The 15,529-nt window shown below is 38.6% G+C and carries 12 protein-coding genes; 6 read left to right on the top strand and 6 right to left on the bottom strand.

The window, feature by feature from the left end:
- Nucleotides 1-55: 55 nt before the first annotated feature.
- The 3 genes from tsaD to OQX63_RS04850 all read left to right on the top strand — a co-directional run bounded on the left by tsaD (nucleotide 56) and on the right by OQX63_RS04850 (nucleotide 3,921).
- Nucleotides 56-1,057, top strand: a complete 1,002-nt coding sequence (gene tsaD / locus OQX63_RS04860) for a tRNA (adenosine(37)-N6)-threonylcarbamoyltransferase complex transferase subunit TsaD (RefSeq protein WP_265849756.1) — start codon at nucleotides 56-58, stop codon at nucleotides 1,055-1,057.
- Between the two features lie 235 nt (nucleotides 1,058-1,292).
- On the top strand, nucleotides 1,293-1,490 hold the full coding sequence (locus OQX63_RS04855; protein WP_265849755.1) for a hypothetical protein: 198 nt from the start codon (nucleotides 1,293-1,295) through the stop codon (nucleotides 1,488-1,490).
- 76 nt (nucleotides 1,491-1,566) lie between these two features.
- A complete protein-coding gene (locus OQX63_RS04850) occupies nucleotides 1,567-3,921 on the top strand; it encodes a TonB-dependent receptor (protein WP_265849754.1) in 2,355 nt (784 codons plus the stop codon).
- 77 nt (nucleotides 3,922-3,998) lie between these two features.
- Here OQX63_RS04850 and recA read toward each other — a convergent pair whose 3' ends face one another.
- From recA to OQX63_RS04835, 3 genes are all read right to left on the bottom strand, one after another.
- The gene (gene recA, locus OQX63_RS04845) at nucleotides 3,999-5,012 is read right to left on the bottom strand and encodes a recombinase RecA (protein WP_090503708.1); all 1,014 of its coding nucleotides are present in this window, start codon (nucleotides 5,010-5,012) and stop codon (nucleotides 3,999-4,001) included.
- Nucleotides 5,013-5,146: 134 nt separating this feature from the next.
- Nucleotides 5,147-5,812, bottom strand: a complete 666-nt coding sequence (gene nth / locus OQX63_RS04840) for an endonuclease III (protein ID WP_265849753.1) — start codon at nucleotides 5,810-5,812, stop codon at nucleotides 5,147-5,149.
- 133 nt (nucleotides 5,813-5,945) lie between these two features.
- Nucleotides 5,946-6,935, bottom strand: a complete 990-nt coding sequence (locus OQX63_RS04835) for a hypothetical protein (protein WP_265849752.1) — start codon at nucleotides 6,933-6,935, stop codon at nucleotides 5,946-5,948.
- 205 nt (nucleotides 6,936-7,140) lie between these two features.
- Here OQX63_RS04835 and OQX63_RS04830 point away from each other — a divergent pair, with 205 nt between their 5' ends.
- Nucleotides 7,141-8,238, top strand: a complete 1,098-nt coding sequence (locus OQX63_RS04830) for a fatty acid desaturase family protein (protein WP_265849751.1) — start codon at nucleotides 7,141-7,143, stop codon at nucleotides 8,236-8,238.
- Nucleotides 8,228-9,292: a fatty acid desaturase family protein gene (locus tag OQX63_RS04825; RefSeq protein WP_265849750.1), complete on the top strand. Its 1,065-nt coding sequence runs from the start codon at nucleotides 8,228-8,230 to the stop codon at nucleotides 9,290-9,292. Before OQX63_RS04830 ends, OQX63_RS04825 begins: the two co-directional genes overlap by 11 nt.
- Nucleotides 9,293-9,988: 696 nt before the next feature.
- Here the strand turns inward: OQX63_RS04825 and OQX63_RS04820 are convergent.
- The 3 genes from OQX63_RS04820 to OQX63_RS04810 form a co-directional block, all read right to left on the bottom strand.
- Nucleotides 9,989-11,173 (bottom strand): MFS transporter, encoded by a 1,185-nt coding sequence (locus tag OQX63_RS04820; protein WP_265849749.1) that lies wholly within the window; start codon nucleotides 11,171-11,173, stop codon nucleotides 9,989-9,991.
- Nucleotides 11,174-11,587: 414 nt separating this feature from the next.
- Nucleotides 11,588-11,782: a hypothetical protein gene (locus OQX63_RS04815; RefSeq protein WP_090503604.1), complete on the bottom strand. Its 195-nt coding sequence runs from the start codon at nucleotides 11,780-11,782 to the stop codon at nucleotides 11,588-11,590.
- 89 nt (nucleotides 11,783-11,871) lie between these two features.
- Nucleotides 11,872-12,456, bottom strand: a complete 585-nt coding sequence (locus OQX63_RS04810) for an RNA polymerase sigma factor (protein WP_090503606.1) — start codon at nucleotides 12,454-12,456, stop codon at nucleotides 11,872-11,874.
- Nucleotides 12,457-12,715: 259 nt separating this feature from the next.
- Between OQX63_RS04810 and uvrA the strand changes: the two genes are divergently transcribed.
- Nucleotides 12,716-15,529, top strand: coding sequence for an excinuclease ABC subunit UvrA (uvrA, locus tag OQX63_RS04805; protein ID WP_265849748.1), 2,814 nt, complete (start codon nucleotides 12,716-12,718; stop codon nucleotides 15,527-15,529).

Genomic DNA, 15,529 nt, shown 5'->3' with positions numbered 1-15,529 from the left:
CAAAGGAGTATTTTAAATAGTTTTTTAATAATTTTGCAGCTTAAATATTAATAATTTGTCTGTTATACTTGCTATCGAGTCTTCTTGCGATGATACATCCGTTGCTATTTGTAACAACGGCAAAATTACTGCCAATGTTATTGCAAACCAAACAATTCATCAAAATTATGGTGGTGTAATACCTGAATTAGCTTCAAGGGTACATCAGCAGAATATTGTGCCTGCCGTGCAACAAGCTTTAATTAATGCCAAAGTTACAAAACAGGACATTAATGCAGTAGCTTTTACACGTGGTCCAGGCCTTTTAGGGTCGTTATTGGTTGGTGTTTCTTTTGCAAAATCTTTTGCATTAGCTTTAAATATACCTTTAATTTCTGTTAATCATATGCATGCGCATATTCTGGCGCATTTTATTGATGATCCTAAGCCGGTTTTTCCTTTTATCTGTTTAACCGTTTCAGGCGGACATACACAAATTGTGCTTGTAAAGGATTATTTTGATATGGAAATTATTGGCGAAACTTTGGATGATGCTGCTGGTGAAGCTTTTGATAAAACGGCTAAATTACTGGCTTTGCCTTACCCTGGCGGACCACTGATTGATAAACATGCGCAAAATGGAAATCCTTTGGCATTTAAGTTTGCCGAACCACAAATTGCCGATCTGAACTTTAGTTTTAGTGGTTTTAAAACTTCGATTCTGTATTTTATCAGGAAACAAGAGAGAGAGAACCCTGATTTTATTGCGGAAAATTTAGCTGATATTTGTGCTTCTGTTCAACATAGTATTGTGCAGATTTTGTTGAATAAATTAAGGAAAGCAGCGAAGCAGTACGGAATTAAGGAAATAGCTATTGCTGGAGGTGTTTCTGCAAACTCTGGTTTGCGGAATGGTTTGCAAAAAACTGCCGATGAACTGGGATGGAAGATTTATATTCCGGCATTTCAATATTGTACAGATAATGCGGGCATGATTGCCATTGCAGGTTACCAAAAGTATCTGAAACAGGATTTTGTAGGGCAGGATGTTTCACCAATGGCACGGATGGAGTTTTAATTTTGGTTCATTATTTCATTGGTCATTGGTTCATTAGTCAATAGTTAATTGCCTGGAGTAGTTAACGGTTAGGTTGATTGTTTAAATCGGTTAATAACGCTAAACGCCCAACTCCAAGCGCAAGGCCTGTTCATTAATACAATTTACCTCCGTGTTTCGGTGCTTCCGGGGCAAAAAACTGTAAATCGCCAATTGAAAACTGGCAACGAGAATTGTTTAAATTTAATTTATATATATGACTGGAGCATCGTTAATATTTTGGATTGTTTGTGCGGTACCTTTAATCGGCCTGTTATACTGGTTGATCAGAAAGGATAAAAACAAGCTTAAAGGAAGCTGGGGTGTAATTATTCTGGGTGCCCTGCTTATTGCTGCACTTTTGGTTATTGTTTATGTAACCAAAGATTTCAGCGCCGTTTTCAGTCAGAATTAATTTAAATTTCCTAATTCTTATTTAGACCTATTCTTATTAGTGTCTATTTTCTATCTTTGCCGAAAATTAAAGATAGATGAAAAAAATTATACTGATCGTTACGATCCTGATGTGTAATCTTCTTTTGGTGCACGGCCAAAGCGTGAAGATTGAGGGACACGTCAGGGATAAAAGCAGTGAAATCCCATACACAACCATTTCTTTACCGGGCCAGAAAATCCAGGCCGATAGCAAAGGTTATTTCACAATTTATATCAAAAGTGGCATTCCATTTAATATCCGTTTAGTTGCGGTTGGCTATAAAACAGCTACCCAACAAATTGGGGCTGTACAGACCGATACTGTTATCAACTTTGTATTGGAACCAGTGCCCAATACTTTAGATGACGTGTTAATCTCGACCTCCAGAAAGCCTGAAAATATCAAAAACATCACTACTTCAGTTAGTATTGTAAATAAGAAGAAACTGGAGAAGGAAATGGCCATTACGCCCGATTTAAGCACGATATTGGCGAATCAGGTTCCTGGTTTTGCACCTACGGCACAAACCGGAAATAATGTGGGGCAGAATTTAAGGGGGCGACCAATGCTGGTGATGATAGATGGTGTTTCACAATCTTCGCCCTTAAGAAATGCTGAGGTAGATTTAAGGTCAATAGACCCATCGGTGCTGGAACGTATAGAAGTGGTAAAAGGGGCAACGGCCATTTATGGTAATGGTGCTGCCGGAGGTCTGGTGAATTACATTACCATGGTTCCGGATACAGCTACCAGGTTCGCAGGTAAAACCCAGTTTAATTTAAACGGATCGTTGGTTAAGATCAAAAATTCTGAAGGCGGTAGGATTAACCAGATGTTTTATGGGAAAATGGGTAAATTTGACTACGTGGTTAGTGGCATGTATGAGCAAACTGGTGAATATAAAGATGCAAAAGGTGATGTGGTAGGGCCCAACTATAGTTTAGGCGAGACAGATACTTATAATGCTTTTGCCAAATTTGGTTACGTGCCTACAAAAAATCAACGTATTCAGCTTACCTATAATACATACAGCAGTTTGCAGAATAGTAATTTTACTTTGGTAAATGGTAATCTTGCAACAGGCCAGAAAGCAACAGGGGTGCTGGGAAAACCACTTGGTATTCCGACCGGGGTTGATTATAATCATAATTTAAATCTATCGTATAAAATAGACAGCACCTTTCTGCATTCAAGTTTACACGCAGATCTTTATTACGAAACCCGTAAGGACGTATTCTATGTATCCTTAGGCCGTTTTGATGGAGGTGATGGCCAATCACTTGCCAAAAACGATAAAAGGGGAGCGCGTTTATTTCTGGAAACACCAATACTGAACCTTAATTTTTTGAAAATGAATCTGGCTTATGGTGCAGATTTTATGAAAGATAAAACTGCACAGCCATTGGTTGATGGTAGGGTATGGGTGCCTACAATGGATATGACCAACCTTGCACCTTTTGCGCAGGCAGATTTTAATATTTTAAACAAGCTTGTATTTAAAACGGGTTTGCGTTACGAAAATGTAAATATAGCTGTTGATGATTATCGTACGCTAAGAACTACAGGCGCAAACAATACCACCATTACGCCATCTTTTGATGTAACCGGAGGGAATTTAAAATACAGCACTTACCTTTTTAATGCAGGTTTAAGGTATAACCAATTTAATGTGTTCAGTCCTTTTGTAAGTTTCTCTCAGGGTTTTTCTGTGATGGATATTGGATTGGCTTTACGTGATGCCAAGGTAAACAGCATTGACAAGATCAATACAGATGCGGTAAAGGTTAATAATTATGAAGCTGGCTTTGAGAGTAAAATTGCCGGATTAACATTTTCTGCGTCAGGTTACATCAGTACATCCAAGCTGGGGATTGAAGTGGTTTATGATCCTGCTACAGGCCTGTTTAATACGGCCAGAAACCCTGAAAAAATTTATGGTTTTGAGTTAGCGGCAGATTACCACTTGTTTGATCAGTTGGGCTTATCTGCAAGTTATAGTTATACTGAAGGCAAGCGTGACATTGACAAAAATGGAAAGTTTAATGATGCGGGTGACTTATATCTTAATGGCCGCCGGATCTCAGCACCTAAAGTTACGGCTTCGGTTACCTACAGTCCGTTAAAGGTGCTAGATTTGACCCTGAATTACACCGGCATCAATTCGCGCAATAGATTTGAGAAAAATGCGAACGGCATATATAATGGAAATGAGGGTGCGGTAAAAGCTTATCATTTATTTAGTTTTGCGGGGATTTATCAGGTGAAGAAGAACACTAAACTTACCTTGGGTGTAGATAATATTTTTAACCAGGATTACTTTCCTGCCAGGGCCCAATGGTTTATGCAGCCAGGTTTTTATTCAAAAGGGAGAGGTACTTCTATAAACTTTGGCGTTTCGGTTAGTTATTAACCAAATGCTAAAAATAGAAAAGCGTCCGGATTTAAAATCAGGACGCTTTTTTTATCTTCAGTCTGAATTGATCAGGCTTATTTTTCTGCCAGATGCTCGCCGGTTACTTCTGCTTTAATCTTAGTTTCCAGTTCTTCTGCAAGTTCAGGATTGTCGCTTAACAATTGTTTTACAGCATCTCTACCCTGGCCCAGCTTGGTATCTCCGTAAGAGAACCATGAACCTGCTTTTTTGATGATACCAAAATCAACACCTAAGTCGATAATCTCACCGTTTTTAGAAATACCTTCACCAAACATCACGTCAAATTCTGCGATACGGAAAGGCGGAGCCACTTTATTTTTAACAATTTTTACTTTAACACGGTTACCGGAAACTTCGTCAGAATCTTTGATTTGTGAAATACGACGGATATCTAAACGTACCGATGCATAAAATTTCAAAGCATTACCACCAGTTGTGGTTTCAGGGTTACCAAACATTACACCAATTTTATCACGTAACTGGTTAATGAAAATACAGCAACATCCGGTTTTAGAAATTGTTCCGGTTAATTTACGTAAGGCCTGACTCATTAAACGGGCATGTAAACCCATTTTACTGTCGCCCATTTCGCCTTCAATTTCACTTTTAGGAACCAATGCCGCAACAGAGTCGATTACAATTACATCTATTGCGCCAGAACGGATTAAGTTATCGGCAATTTCTAATGCCTGCTCACCGTTATCTGGTTGAGAGATTAATAGGTTATCTGTATCTACACCTAGTTTTTTTGCATAAAACTGATCAAAGGCATGCTCTGCATCAATAAAAGCTGCAATACCACCTTTTTTCTGTGCTTCGGCAATAATATGTGTGGCCAAAGTTGTTTTACCAGACGATTCCGGACCATAGATTTCAATTACACGGCCTTTTGGGATACCGCCAATACCCAAAGCAATATCTAAACTGATTGATCCGGTAGAAATAAAATCTATTGGTTCAATGGCAGTATCACCAAGTTTCATGATGGTACCTTTACCGTATGATTTCTCTAGTTTATCTAAAGTAAGTTGTAGGGCTTTTAATTTATCTGGATTTGCAGTGCTCATTTCTTTTTTCATTGATTGCGTAAATATAATTGATTATCGGCTAATATGCTCAAATGTTGATATTTATAATGCTAAAATATTTAGCTAAGTTAAAAGTTTTTTAGCTAATGTCAATAGTAAAGTGAAAATATTTTTTAAGCCTTTAATTTATCTCTTTCGTTTTGGGCGGTTAAGCGTTCAAAATACCTGCACATGTAGGTAATCTCGCAAACATCACATTTGGGGTTTCTGGCTACACAAACATAACGTCCGTGCAGGATAAGCCAGTGGTGAGCAATGTGGATGTCGTGTTCTGGCAGGTTTTTAACCAGATCTTTTTCCACTGCCAATGGCGTTTTGCCATTAGTTAAACCTAAGCGGTTGGCCACACGGAAAACGTGGGTATCAACGGCCATTGCCGGTGCATTGTAAATTACCGATGCAATTACATTGGCTGTTTTGCGCCCAACACCGGGCATTTTCTGTAAGTCATCAATTTCAGAAGGTACTACATCGTTAAATTCGTTCAGCAGGATATTGGCCATGCCCACCAGGTGTTTTGCTTTGTTGTTAGGATAACTGATGCTTCTGATATAATCAAAAACAATATCAGGAGTAGCCTCCGCCAAAGCCCTGGCATTAGGAAAGCGTTGAAAAAGTGCTGGCGTTACCATATTCACCCTTTTGTCGGTACATTGTGCCGAAAGGATTACGGCCACTAAAAGCTGGTAAGGGTTATTATAATGTAACTCGGTTTCTGCATCAGGCTGCTTGGCCGAAAAATGTTCTACAAAAAGTTTGTAGCGTTCTTTTTTAAGCATGTGCAAATATAGGGGAAAGATGGAAAATGGAAGAGGGAAAAGGCGTGATGATTAATAGTTTAATCGGTTAATTGTCTAAATCGGTTAACTGAGACTGGGTGTCCCGAATCTGCAGCAAAGGCGAGTTATTCGGTTAATCCACTCTAAAACCTAAACGCCCAACCCCAGACTGATCTATTTCCCTCAGCAACTTATCACATTCAGCAAAGGCATTATACAGATACTTATTGCGGTGTTTTTCTCCCTGGCCGCTGAAAGAAACAGATTTCATAATCAGGCCCTGCATCCATTGTTTGGTTTGTTTGCAGTAGGCCTGGTCTTCGGTTCTTAAATAATTAAAAGTATTAAATCTATTGTAGCAGGTCATGCGGTCTTTAAAATCAACCAGGTAAGCAATGCTCCCCAGTACATCACAACTATACCAATTAAAGGTATGGTCGGGGTCGATGGTTTTTTTGCTGCTAATGGCATACATATTCATATCGGTTAGGCAATACCTTACCTGTTCTACAATTTTTACAGCCAGTTCAGTATCGGTAAGATGACCAGCTTCGAATGCATACCTGATCTGTTCGAGCGTGCCGATTACCGTATCTTTAGACCATATTTCGGTACTTGGTATTTCAAGATAAGTGGCATGTAACTCCTGCGAAATTTTGATAATTTCGTCGGATATATAGGACGAACTAAAAGGTATTCCGGTGTTATTGGTGCTATTTGCCCAAAAGAAAAGTTTAAAGCTGGTGAGTTCCGGGTACTTGAAAAAATGAAATAAGGGAATATCGTCTGTGGTAATGGTAATGTGTTTTTCCTTACTTTTTTTAATGGCTTTAATGTTCTCCAGGAGATTGCGCAGGTAATTTACCATATCCAGATCTTCGTTTACACTTAAATAGCTAAAAGTAACCGACAAAGATTGTTTCGGGCTGTATAGAAAAGGAACATCGAAACAGTCGGAAAGTTTGATGATCTGTTGAAAGGTAAGGTTGCTGTCGCCCCTGATTTTCTTATAGGCCTCATTGGTACTTATCCCTAACTCTTCGGCTACACTCAATGCCAGGTTCTGGTATTCAGGCAACGCAGCTTTAATTGCTTGAAAAAATAGTGCTTGCTGATTATCCATAAAGATTAATTTTTTAATTAAATATACTATTTTTTAATAATCAAATGGATTATTGTAAAAGATTAAATTGAAAAATATAATTTATAAACTTTATATGTGTTGTTTATTTTCTTTAAACAATAATTATTGATGTTATTGTAATCTTTAAGATTTATTTCGGTTTGTTATATGCCTTAGATTTGGTTAGCAATTAAAACGCACTGTTATGAACAAATTAAGATTTATAAAAGATGAAGGCTCCGAATTCTATAAAGAATTGAATGAGCAGATCGAACAGTATTTTATTAATAATGGGTTGAAGAAAACCGGGAACACAAAAATGTTTTTCAAGATTTTCTTTTACTTCGGTTTAGACATCCTGTTTTATACCTTAATGATTACCAGTCATTCGGTATTTGCATTTTATGCTTTTTACCTGCTGATGGGACTTTCTGTTTTGTTAACTGCTTTTAATGTTTCGCATGATGCGGCCCATGGTGTAGCAGTAAAGAGTAAATTCTGGAACCGGATACTGTTTTCGCTGAGTTTTAACCTACAAGGGAACAACGCCTATGTATGGGGCAAAAACCATAACGAATCACACCATTTATATACCAATATAGAAGGCAGTGATATCGATGTGTTGAATAATCCATTATTCAGGATGACTGAGTCTCAGCCTTTGTTATGGTTCCATCGGTATCAGTTTATTTACGCACCGTTTCTTTACCTGTTCTATTCCATTAACTGGTTCTTTTTCAGGGAAATATTGATGCTGTTCAATTTATCGAGCCGCACCATTAAAGTGAAGATTCCCCGAACTGAAGCTGTAAAGCTGGTGATATATAAACTCTTATATATCGGTTATATGATCATTTTGCCTGTTTATCTGTTGCCTTTCGGCTGGCAGACGGTTTTACTGGCTTTTTTGTTAAATCATTTTATCATTTCGCTATTGTTTGTGGCTGTATTAGGCGTGGCACATTTATCGGATTATGTAGCTCACCCGGTGCCTGATCAGGATCATAAATTGAATATGAGCTGGCCAAAGCTACAATTGCTTACCTCAATAGATTATCATGCTGAAAGCAGATTTTTAAACTGGACACTTGGCGGTTTTAATGCACATGCGGTACACCACCTGCTTCCTAACGTGTGCCATGTACACTACCTTGAGATTATTCCAATTTTTAAAGCGCTGGCTAAAAAACACAGGCTTACTTATATGGAAATGTCTTATGGCGAATCGCTGGCCTCTCATTTCAGGTTTTTGAAAATGATGGGTAAAAGTGAACACTTAATCCCGATGCGATATGAAGGATAAACATATTCATGTGGCGGCTGATAGTCAGTTGCTAAAAGCGATATACAAACGCGTTAGCGAAGAAGTGGTAGCTGATAAATCTGCATTTATGCGGATCATCGTACTTAAATTCGTGGTGTATTTCTTGCTCACCTTGTTGACCTATTTAGCTTTGTACCATATCGCTAACCCGATTGGTTTTGTGGGCTGTTTTGTGATCTATGGTTTTATCTCGCTGCTCTTTGCTTTTAACTTTTCACACGACTTTTCGCACAATACCATCTTTAAAAACAAGCGACTTAACCACATTTGCTTTGTAGCTATTTATACATTGGTTGGGGCGCATGCTGAGGCTTGGAAATTGCGCCATGTTAATTCTCATCATTATGCGCCAAATGTAGAAGATTACGATTCTGACCTTAAAATATCGAAATTGATCCGCGTGGTGCCGGGTAGCAAACATTATTGGTTTCATGCGTACCAACACCTGTATGCACCATTAGCTTATACAACCTATTCGCTGTTCTGGATTTTTATTAAAGATTTTGTGATTCTATTTAGTGACGATGGTTATGGCGCTAAAAAGAACATTAGGTATTACCTGTCGTTTGTGTTCCAAAAATTTATCTATATCAGTTTGTTATTTGTTTTGCCTATAATATTTGCGATCCAGCCCTGGTATGTGGTGCTAACTGGTTTTTTAATGATGCATTTAAGCCAGTCGTTATTCTTGTTGTTTACCTTTTTTATGACCCACCATGTAGAGGAAACACAATATCCGAAAGCTGATGCGCAAGGTTATATTAATGCCTCCTGGTTAATGAACCAGATCAGGAGTTCAAACGACATGCATCCTTTCAGTAAAACGGCAAACTTTATTTTAGGCGGTTTTAATAACCACATTGCCCATCATTTATTTCCGCATTATCATCACGTGTATTATCCGCAGATCAGTAAGATATTATATGAAATGTTAAACGAAAGTGGAATAAAGCCTAATTGCACCAGTTATTCTGGAGGGATAAAATCTCATTTAAAGCTGTTGAAGAGAATGGGGAGGCAGCGTTTTGAATGAGTGAAATAATTGAGTTTTAAATGAGAGAATGGTTTGGATTTTCTTATTCAGAAATCACCGCGCAGGTCTTTTAATTAACGGCACAGAGCCTTGATAATAAACCTGATGGAAACGGTCCCGATTTCCATCGGGATAAGTGTACAGCAGGGCTGACTATTTTTGCTTACATCTACTTTCATTTTCTCAAAAAAAGAGGCTGCCTCATAATATAGAATTGTCATCCTGAGGGTTAATTAATTGTTAAAATCAATATGGGTGACGTATAATTTTCTTCTCTTGTTCCAGGGCACGGTCTTGCCTCGGCTCGCCGCCGCCGAAGGGCTCTTTCTTTTTGGCATCAAAAAGAAACAAAAACTGCCGGCTGAAAATTTTTCTTTTGAAGCCAGTTGTGAGGCCAGAACAGTGCAGCCCGAAAAATTTGTTAGGCCGGATTTAAGTATAACGGGGATACACTGCTATGGCCTAGCTTGATGGAAATACAGAAGCGATCAACCTGTTGATTAATAGTTTTTTATGAAATAACGTCAATGGTAGCTTGTCGAAGGATTTTTTTTAAATGTCTTACAAGGCGTTTCGATACTTCGTCAAGCTCGGTACACGCTGAGCTCAACGTGACAAATTCAAAGTGAATTACAATTTATGATTACAGCCTCATCCCATCACAAAGCGCTGCTTCGTTCGCAATGACGAATATTTTTAGTGAAAAGATGTTACTGGTACTTTAACTTCTTCGGTTGCACCTTGATTACTCTTAATCAGCCAGAAGGCAAAAAACGCACCAACCAAAGCCATCGCAGCACCAACATAGGCTGGCGAGGTATAATCGTAGCCATACACTAACGGAAGTCCGCCAAAGAATGCGCCTAAAGCATTACCAATATTAAAACTCGCCTGACTTGCCGAAGCTGCCAACATTTCGGAGCCTTTGGCACTCTGGATCATCAGCATCTGGATAGGGGCCGCCAATGAGAAAGCGACCGCACCGGTAATAAAAGTCATAATTAAAGCCAATGGCTGACTTGCAGATACAAAGTGTACAATGGTTAGGGTAACCACCATAGTGAGCAGTAAAGCTGCAGATGCTTTGGCTGGAGAAAATTTATCGGCCAAACGTCCACCAATGTAATTCCCGAACATCATGCCCAAACCCGCCAGCATTAATATATAAGTTACAGCATTGGACGAAAAGCCTGCAACTTCTGTCATTAATGGTGCAATGTAACTGTACCAGGTAAATAACCCGCCTGTTCCGATAGAGATCATGAAAATGATGATCCATGCTTCTCTTTTTTTGAAGAAACTTAATTCTGCTTTTAAATCGCGGTTTTTTGTCGCTTCTAAAGCGGGTAACCATAATTTTAAACTTAATAAGGTTACCAAACCTACAAATACCACCACGGCAAAAGATATGCGCCAGGAGAAATTGTGTCCAATATAGGTACCCAATGGTACGCCTACAATATTGGCAATCGTTAAACCCATAAACATTAATGATACTGCCTGTGCGGCTTTCCCTTTTTCTGCAATTCTGCTGGCTACTACCGAGCCTACACCGAAAAATGCACCGTGAGGTAAACCCGAAAGCAACCTGGCGATAAATAAAGTATTAAAAGTTGGGGCAAAAGCAGAGAAAGCATTAAAAACGGTAAACATAATCATCAAAGCGATCAATATCATTTTTGGTGGATATTTACCTGCAATCATGATTAATAAAGGTGCACCGATTACTACACCTAATGCATAAGCGGAGATTAAATGCCCGGCTTGTGGAATGGTTACTGCTAGACCTTTTGAGATATCGGGCAGCAGGCCCATCATTACAAATTCAGTTATACCAATGCCTAAGCCTCCTAAAGTAAGTGGAAGTAAGTTCTTGTTCATAGTGTCCTTAGTGTTAAAATTACACTATGCAAAGGTATGGCTTTTTATGGTAGGATATTGTAAAAATTGGGCCATTTATAGGAGGATGGAAGATGTGGGATGGATGAGGGGGGCTAAGCGGTGATAGGATGGTTGATAGACAATAGTTCATTACTAGATCGCTTCATGGTTGCATTGTTGAGGGCTTATAGCCAGATGGTTCATGGTTGATGGCCAAATAGTTTATACCCCTATCGGTTAGGCCGTTCGCCAACTAACTATTAACGGATAACCCAGCCAGTTTACAGTTTGCCGGTGAATAATGAACCAATGACGAATGAACTAATGAACCATCACCCTTCTTACCTCTTCCATTTTCCATACAAAAAAAAGGTTGTTCCACCCTGTGGAACAACCTTTTTACAAGTATAAATTTTATAATGACCTGCTGTAAGCTAAAATCTTGTTGATGGTTTCATCTTGAGGATCTTTAGCCAGTCTATCCAACTTACCTTTTATTTGATCGTAAAATAAGTCGATTTCTGCATCTGATTCAATATCAGTTCTAGGCTGAAACATGTTGGGTGTAGGTAAATTTACATTGTTTTGTGATGTAGAGGTTTTTGTCATAAGCAAACTAAATGTGATAAGTTTTATAAACTTAACGATAGTTCAGATGCTTTATTTCAAACCCTCAAAAAAAATATGTAACATTTTTACTACCCTTTGTAGGTCATCTCTTTTGTTTTAAGCATTTTACGTAAATTACTCAAAGCATAACGCATACGGCCCAGGGCGGTATTAATGCTTACATCGGTTAAATCTGCTATCTCTTTGAAACTTAAATCAGCGTAATGGCGCATCAGGAGCACTTCTTTCTGCTCATCAGGCAATAAATGAATCATCGCTTTTAAATCTTTATGTGTCTGATCGCGAAGCATTTTATCTTCTGCGCTCTCATCATAAAAGTGTAGCGTATTGAATACATCCATTCCATCAGCACTAGTGATGATGGGTGTTCTTTTTTCTCTTCTGAAATAATCGATAACCAGGTTATGCGCAATACGCATTACCCAAGGTAAAAATTTACCTTCTTCGTTATACCTTCCCGATCGCAGGGTATTGATCACTTTGATAAAAGCATCCTGAAATATATCCTCAGCCAGATATTGGTCTTTAACCAATAAGTAGATCGAGGTATAAATTTTACTTTTATGTCTTCTTAAAAGTTCCTGCAATCCATTCTCGTTCCCGGCAATATATACCTTTACCAGGTCCTGATCATTATATGATTGTAAATTCATAGGTTTACCTACACTAAATCCCGTACTATTTGCTAAAAATTAATTTGTAGATGTTTAATTTCTATAGCTTATCTCCTATGTTTTTTGAAATGTGTTAGTTTGGTTTTGAGGTTGTTAATGTCCAAAGAAAGTTATTTTTTTATCAAAAACAAAAAATATAATGTTAAAAAAAAAATTAACCGTCTTAGTACCCTATTTTTGCATCTTCTAAAAACCCTAACCACATTCTGGGGTTATATATTTATATTCGTTACCATACATGAGCAAAAAAGAGGCCGAAAAAGATCCGCATAAAAATATTATCATAAAAGGTGCCCGGGTGCACAACCTAAAAAACATCGATGTTGCTATTCCAAAAAATAAACTTGTGGTGGTAACGGGCATGTCTGGTTCGGGTAAATCGTCGCTTGCATTTGATACATTATATGCAGAAGGACAACGCCGATACGTAGAAAGTTTATCATCATACGCCCGCCAGTTTATGGGCCGGATGAATAAACCCGATGTTGATTATATTAAAGGTATTGCCCCAGCAATTGCCATTGAACAAAAGGTGATTACTTCCAACCCGCGTTCTACCGTTGGTACCTCTACTGAAATTTACGATTACCTGAAACTGCTTTTCTCACGCATAGGGAAAACCATTTCGCCTGTTTCGGGCAAAGAAGTGAGAAAGGATTCGGTAAGCACGGTGGTAGATTATGTTAATGCCATGCCTGAAGATACGACGGTAACCATTTTTTGTCCCTTGTATCCGCATAACAACCGTACGATTAAGGAGGAACTGGCTATTTTATTACAGAAAGGATTTTTACGTGTACTGATCCATAATAAGATAGAAAAGATAGAGGCTATTTTAGATGATGCTGATTTTAAAGATGCGGAACTAACTGACGATAAAACCGTTCAGATCCTGATTGATCGGATTGTAACCAACCAGGAAGAAGAAACTTTAAGCAGACTGGCTGATTCGGCACAGACCGCTTTTTTTGAAGGTAAAGGTGATTGTTATGTGGAGGCACAAGGTACCACTAAACATTTTAGCGATCGTTTTGAACTGGATGGAATCAAATTTGAAGAACCTACGCCAAACTTTTTCTCTTTTAATAACCCTTATGGCGCCTGTAAACGCTGTGAAGGTTATGGAAACGTAATCGGCATTGATGAAGATCTTGTGATTCCTGATAAGAGCAAAAGTATTTATGATAATGCCATTGCCCCATGGCGTGGCGAAAAAATGAACGTTTGGTTGCAAAACTTTATTAAAGCTGCTCCGAAATTCGATTTTCCTATTCACCGTTCATATAGTGCGCTTACCGAAAAAGAGCAGCAGCTACTTTGGACAGGCAATAAATATTTTGCTGGTTTAGATGCTTTTTTCAAGGAATTGGAAGAGCAGACTTATAAAATCCAGTACCGCGTAATGTTATCGCGTTACCGCGGTAAAACTACTTGTCCTGATTGTAAAGGATCGCGTTTGCGTAAAGATGCATCATACGTTAAAATTGCCGAAAAATCAATTATCGACGTGGTGCTGATGCCGCTATCTAAAGCATTGGTTTTCTTTAACGAATTAAAGTTGAGTGTAAACGACACTAAAATTGCCAAACGTTTGCTGGCAGAGATAGATAACCGTTTCCTGTATCTAAACAATGTTGGTTTGGGTTACCTTACGTTAAACCGTTTATCGAATACTTTATCTGGAGGAGAATCGCAAAGGATTAACCTGGCAACTTCATTGGGAAGTAGTTTGGTGGGGTCTATTTACGTTTTAGACGAACCGAGCATCGGTTTGCACCCAAGAGATACGAATAAACTGATTGAAGTGCTGATTTCACTACGTAATGTTGGCAATACTGTTATAGTGGTGGAGCACGAAGAAGAAATGATGCGTGCAGCGGATCACATTATTGATATTGGTCCGGAGGCAGGTACCCATGGTGGTAACCTGGTTTTCAGTGGTAACTACGAGGAGATTTTAAAAGATAAAAATAGCTTAACAGGACGTTACCTATCCGGACAGGAAAAAATCGCCATTCCGGAGAAACGCCGTAAGTGGAAAGACCACATCCTGATTAAAGGCGCAAGGGAAAATAACTTGCAGAATATCGATGTAAAATTTCCGCTAGGTATTTTTACTGCGGTAAGTGGTGTTTCGGGATCAGGTAAAACCAGTTTGGTTAAAAAGATTTTATATCCGGCTTTACAAAAAGCCATCGGAAACTATGCCGGTGAACAAACAGGTACTTACGATGGTATTTTCGGTAACTACGACCTGGTAAGTGCCGTAGAAATGGTTGATCAGAATCCGATTGGCCGTTCAAGCCGTTCAAATCCGGTCACTTATGTTAAAGCCTGGGATGATATCCGCGCACTTTTTTCGGGCTTAGCCGCTGCAAAAGCTGCCGGACTTAAACCTGCTGCTTTCTCATTTAACGTAGAAGGTGGCCGTTGTGATGTTTGTCAGGGTGAGGGTGAGGTGAAAATCGAAATGCAGTTTATGGCCGATATTTACCTTCCTTGCGAAGCTTGTAATGGCAAACGATTTAAACAACAGGTGTTAGATATCACTTATAAGGAGAAAAATGTTTCCGAGATTTTGGATATGACCATTGATGAGGCGGTTGATTTCTTTAAAGACGAACAAAAGATCCTGAATAAATTAAATCCATTGGTTGATGTGGGCTTGGGTTATGTGCATTTGGGTCAATCATCTAATACCTTATCTGGCGGTGAGGCGCAGCGGATCAAACTGGCTTCATTCCTTATCAAAGGCAATAATGCCAATAAAACGGTATTTATTTTTGATGAGCCGACCACTGGTTTGCACTTTCATGATATTAAAAAACTCTTAAAAGCATTAAATACACTTATTGAGCAAGGCAATACCATTTTGGTTATTGAACATAATATGGATATGATTAAATGTGCCGATTGGGTGATTGATATTGGTCCAGAAGGTGGAGATGGAGGTGGTAATGTGGTATTTGAAGGAGTGCCTGAAGAATTGGTTAAAGTGGAAAATTCTTACACGGGGAAATATTTGGCCACGCATTTAAATTTAAATCCATAA

The organism is Pedobacter sp. PF22-3, assembly GCF_026239555.1.
GTDB lineage: Bacteria > Bacteroidota > Bacteroidia > Sphingobacteriales > Sphingobacteriaceae > Pedobacter.
This window is presented reverse-complemented; position numbering and strand designations above follow the sequence as displayed.

Coding starts and splice junctions, on each gene's coding strand:
- OQX63_RS04830 (WP_265849751.1), top strand. CDS start 7,141: ATGAACAAATTAAGATTTATAAAAGATGAAGGCTCCGAATTCTATAAA.
- OQX63_RS04835 (WP_265849752.1), bottom strand. CDS start 6,935: ATGGATAATCAGCAAGCACTATTTTTTCAAGCAATTAAAGCTGCGTTG.
- OQX63_RS04825 (WP_265849750.1), top strand. CDS start 8,228: ATGAAGGATAAACATATTCATGTGGCGGCTGATAGTCAGTTGCTAAAA.
- OQX63_RS04815 (WP_090503604.1), bottom strand. CDS start 11,782: ATGACAAAAACCTCTACATCACAAAACAATGTAAATTTACCTACACCC.
- nth (WP_265849753.1), bottom strand. CDS start 5,812: ATGCTTAAAAAAGAACGCTACAAACTTTTTGTAGAACATTTTTCGGCC.
- OQX63_RS04820 (WP_265849749.1), bottom strand. CDS start 11,173: ATGAACAAGAACTTACTTCCACTTACTTTAGGAGGCTTAGGCATTGGT.
- OQX63_RS04850 (WP_265849754.1), top strand. CDS start 1,567: ATGAAAAAAATTATACTGATCGTTACGATCCTGATGTGTAATCTTCTT.
- uvrA (WP_265849748.1), top strand. CDS start 12,716: ATGAGCAAAAAAGAGGCCGAAAAAGATCCGCATAAAAATATTATCATA.
- OQX63_RS04855 (WP_265849755.1), top strand. CDS start 1,293: ATGACTGGAGCATCGTTAATATTTTGGATTGTTTGTGCGGTACCTTTA.
- OQX63_RS04810 (WP_090503606.1), bottom strand. CDS start 12,456: ATGAATTTACAATCATATAATGATCAGGACCTGGTAAAGGTATATATT.
- recA (WP_090503708.1), bottom strand. CDS start 5,012: ATGAGCACTGCAAATCCAGATAAATTAAAAGCCCTACAACTTACTTTA.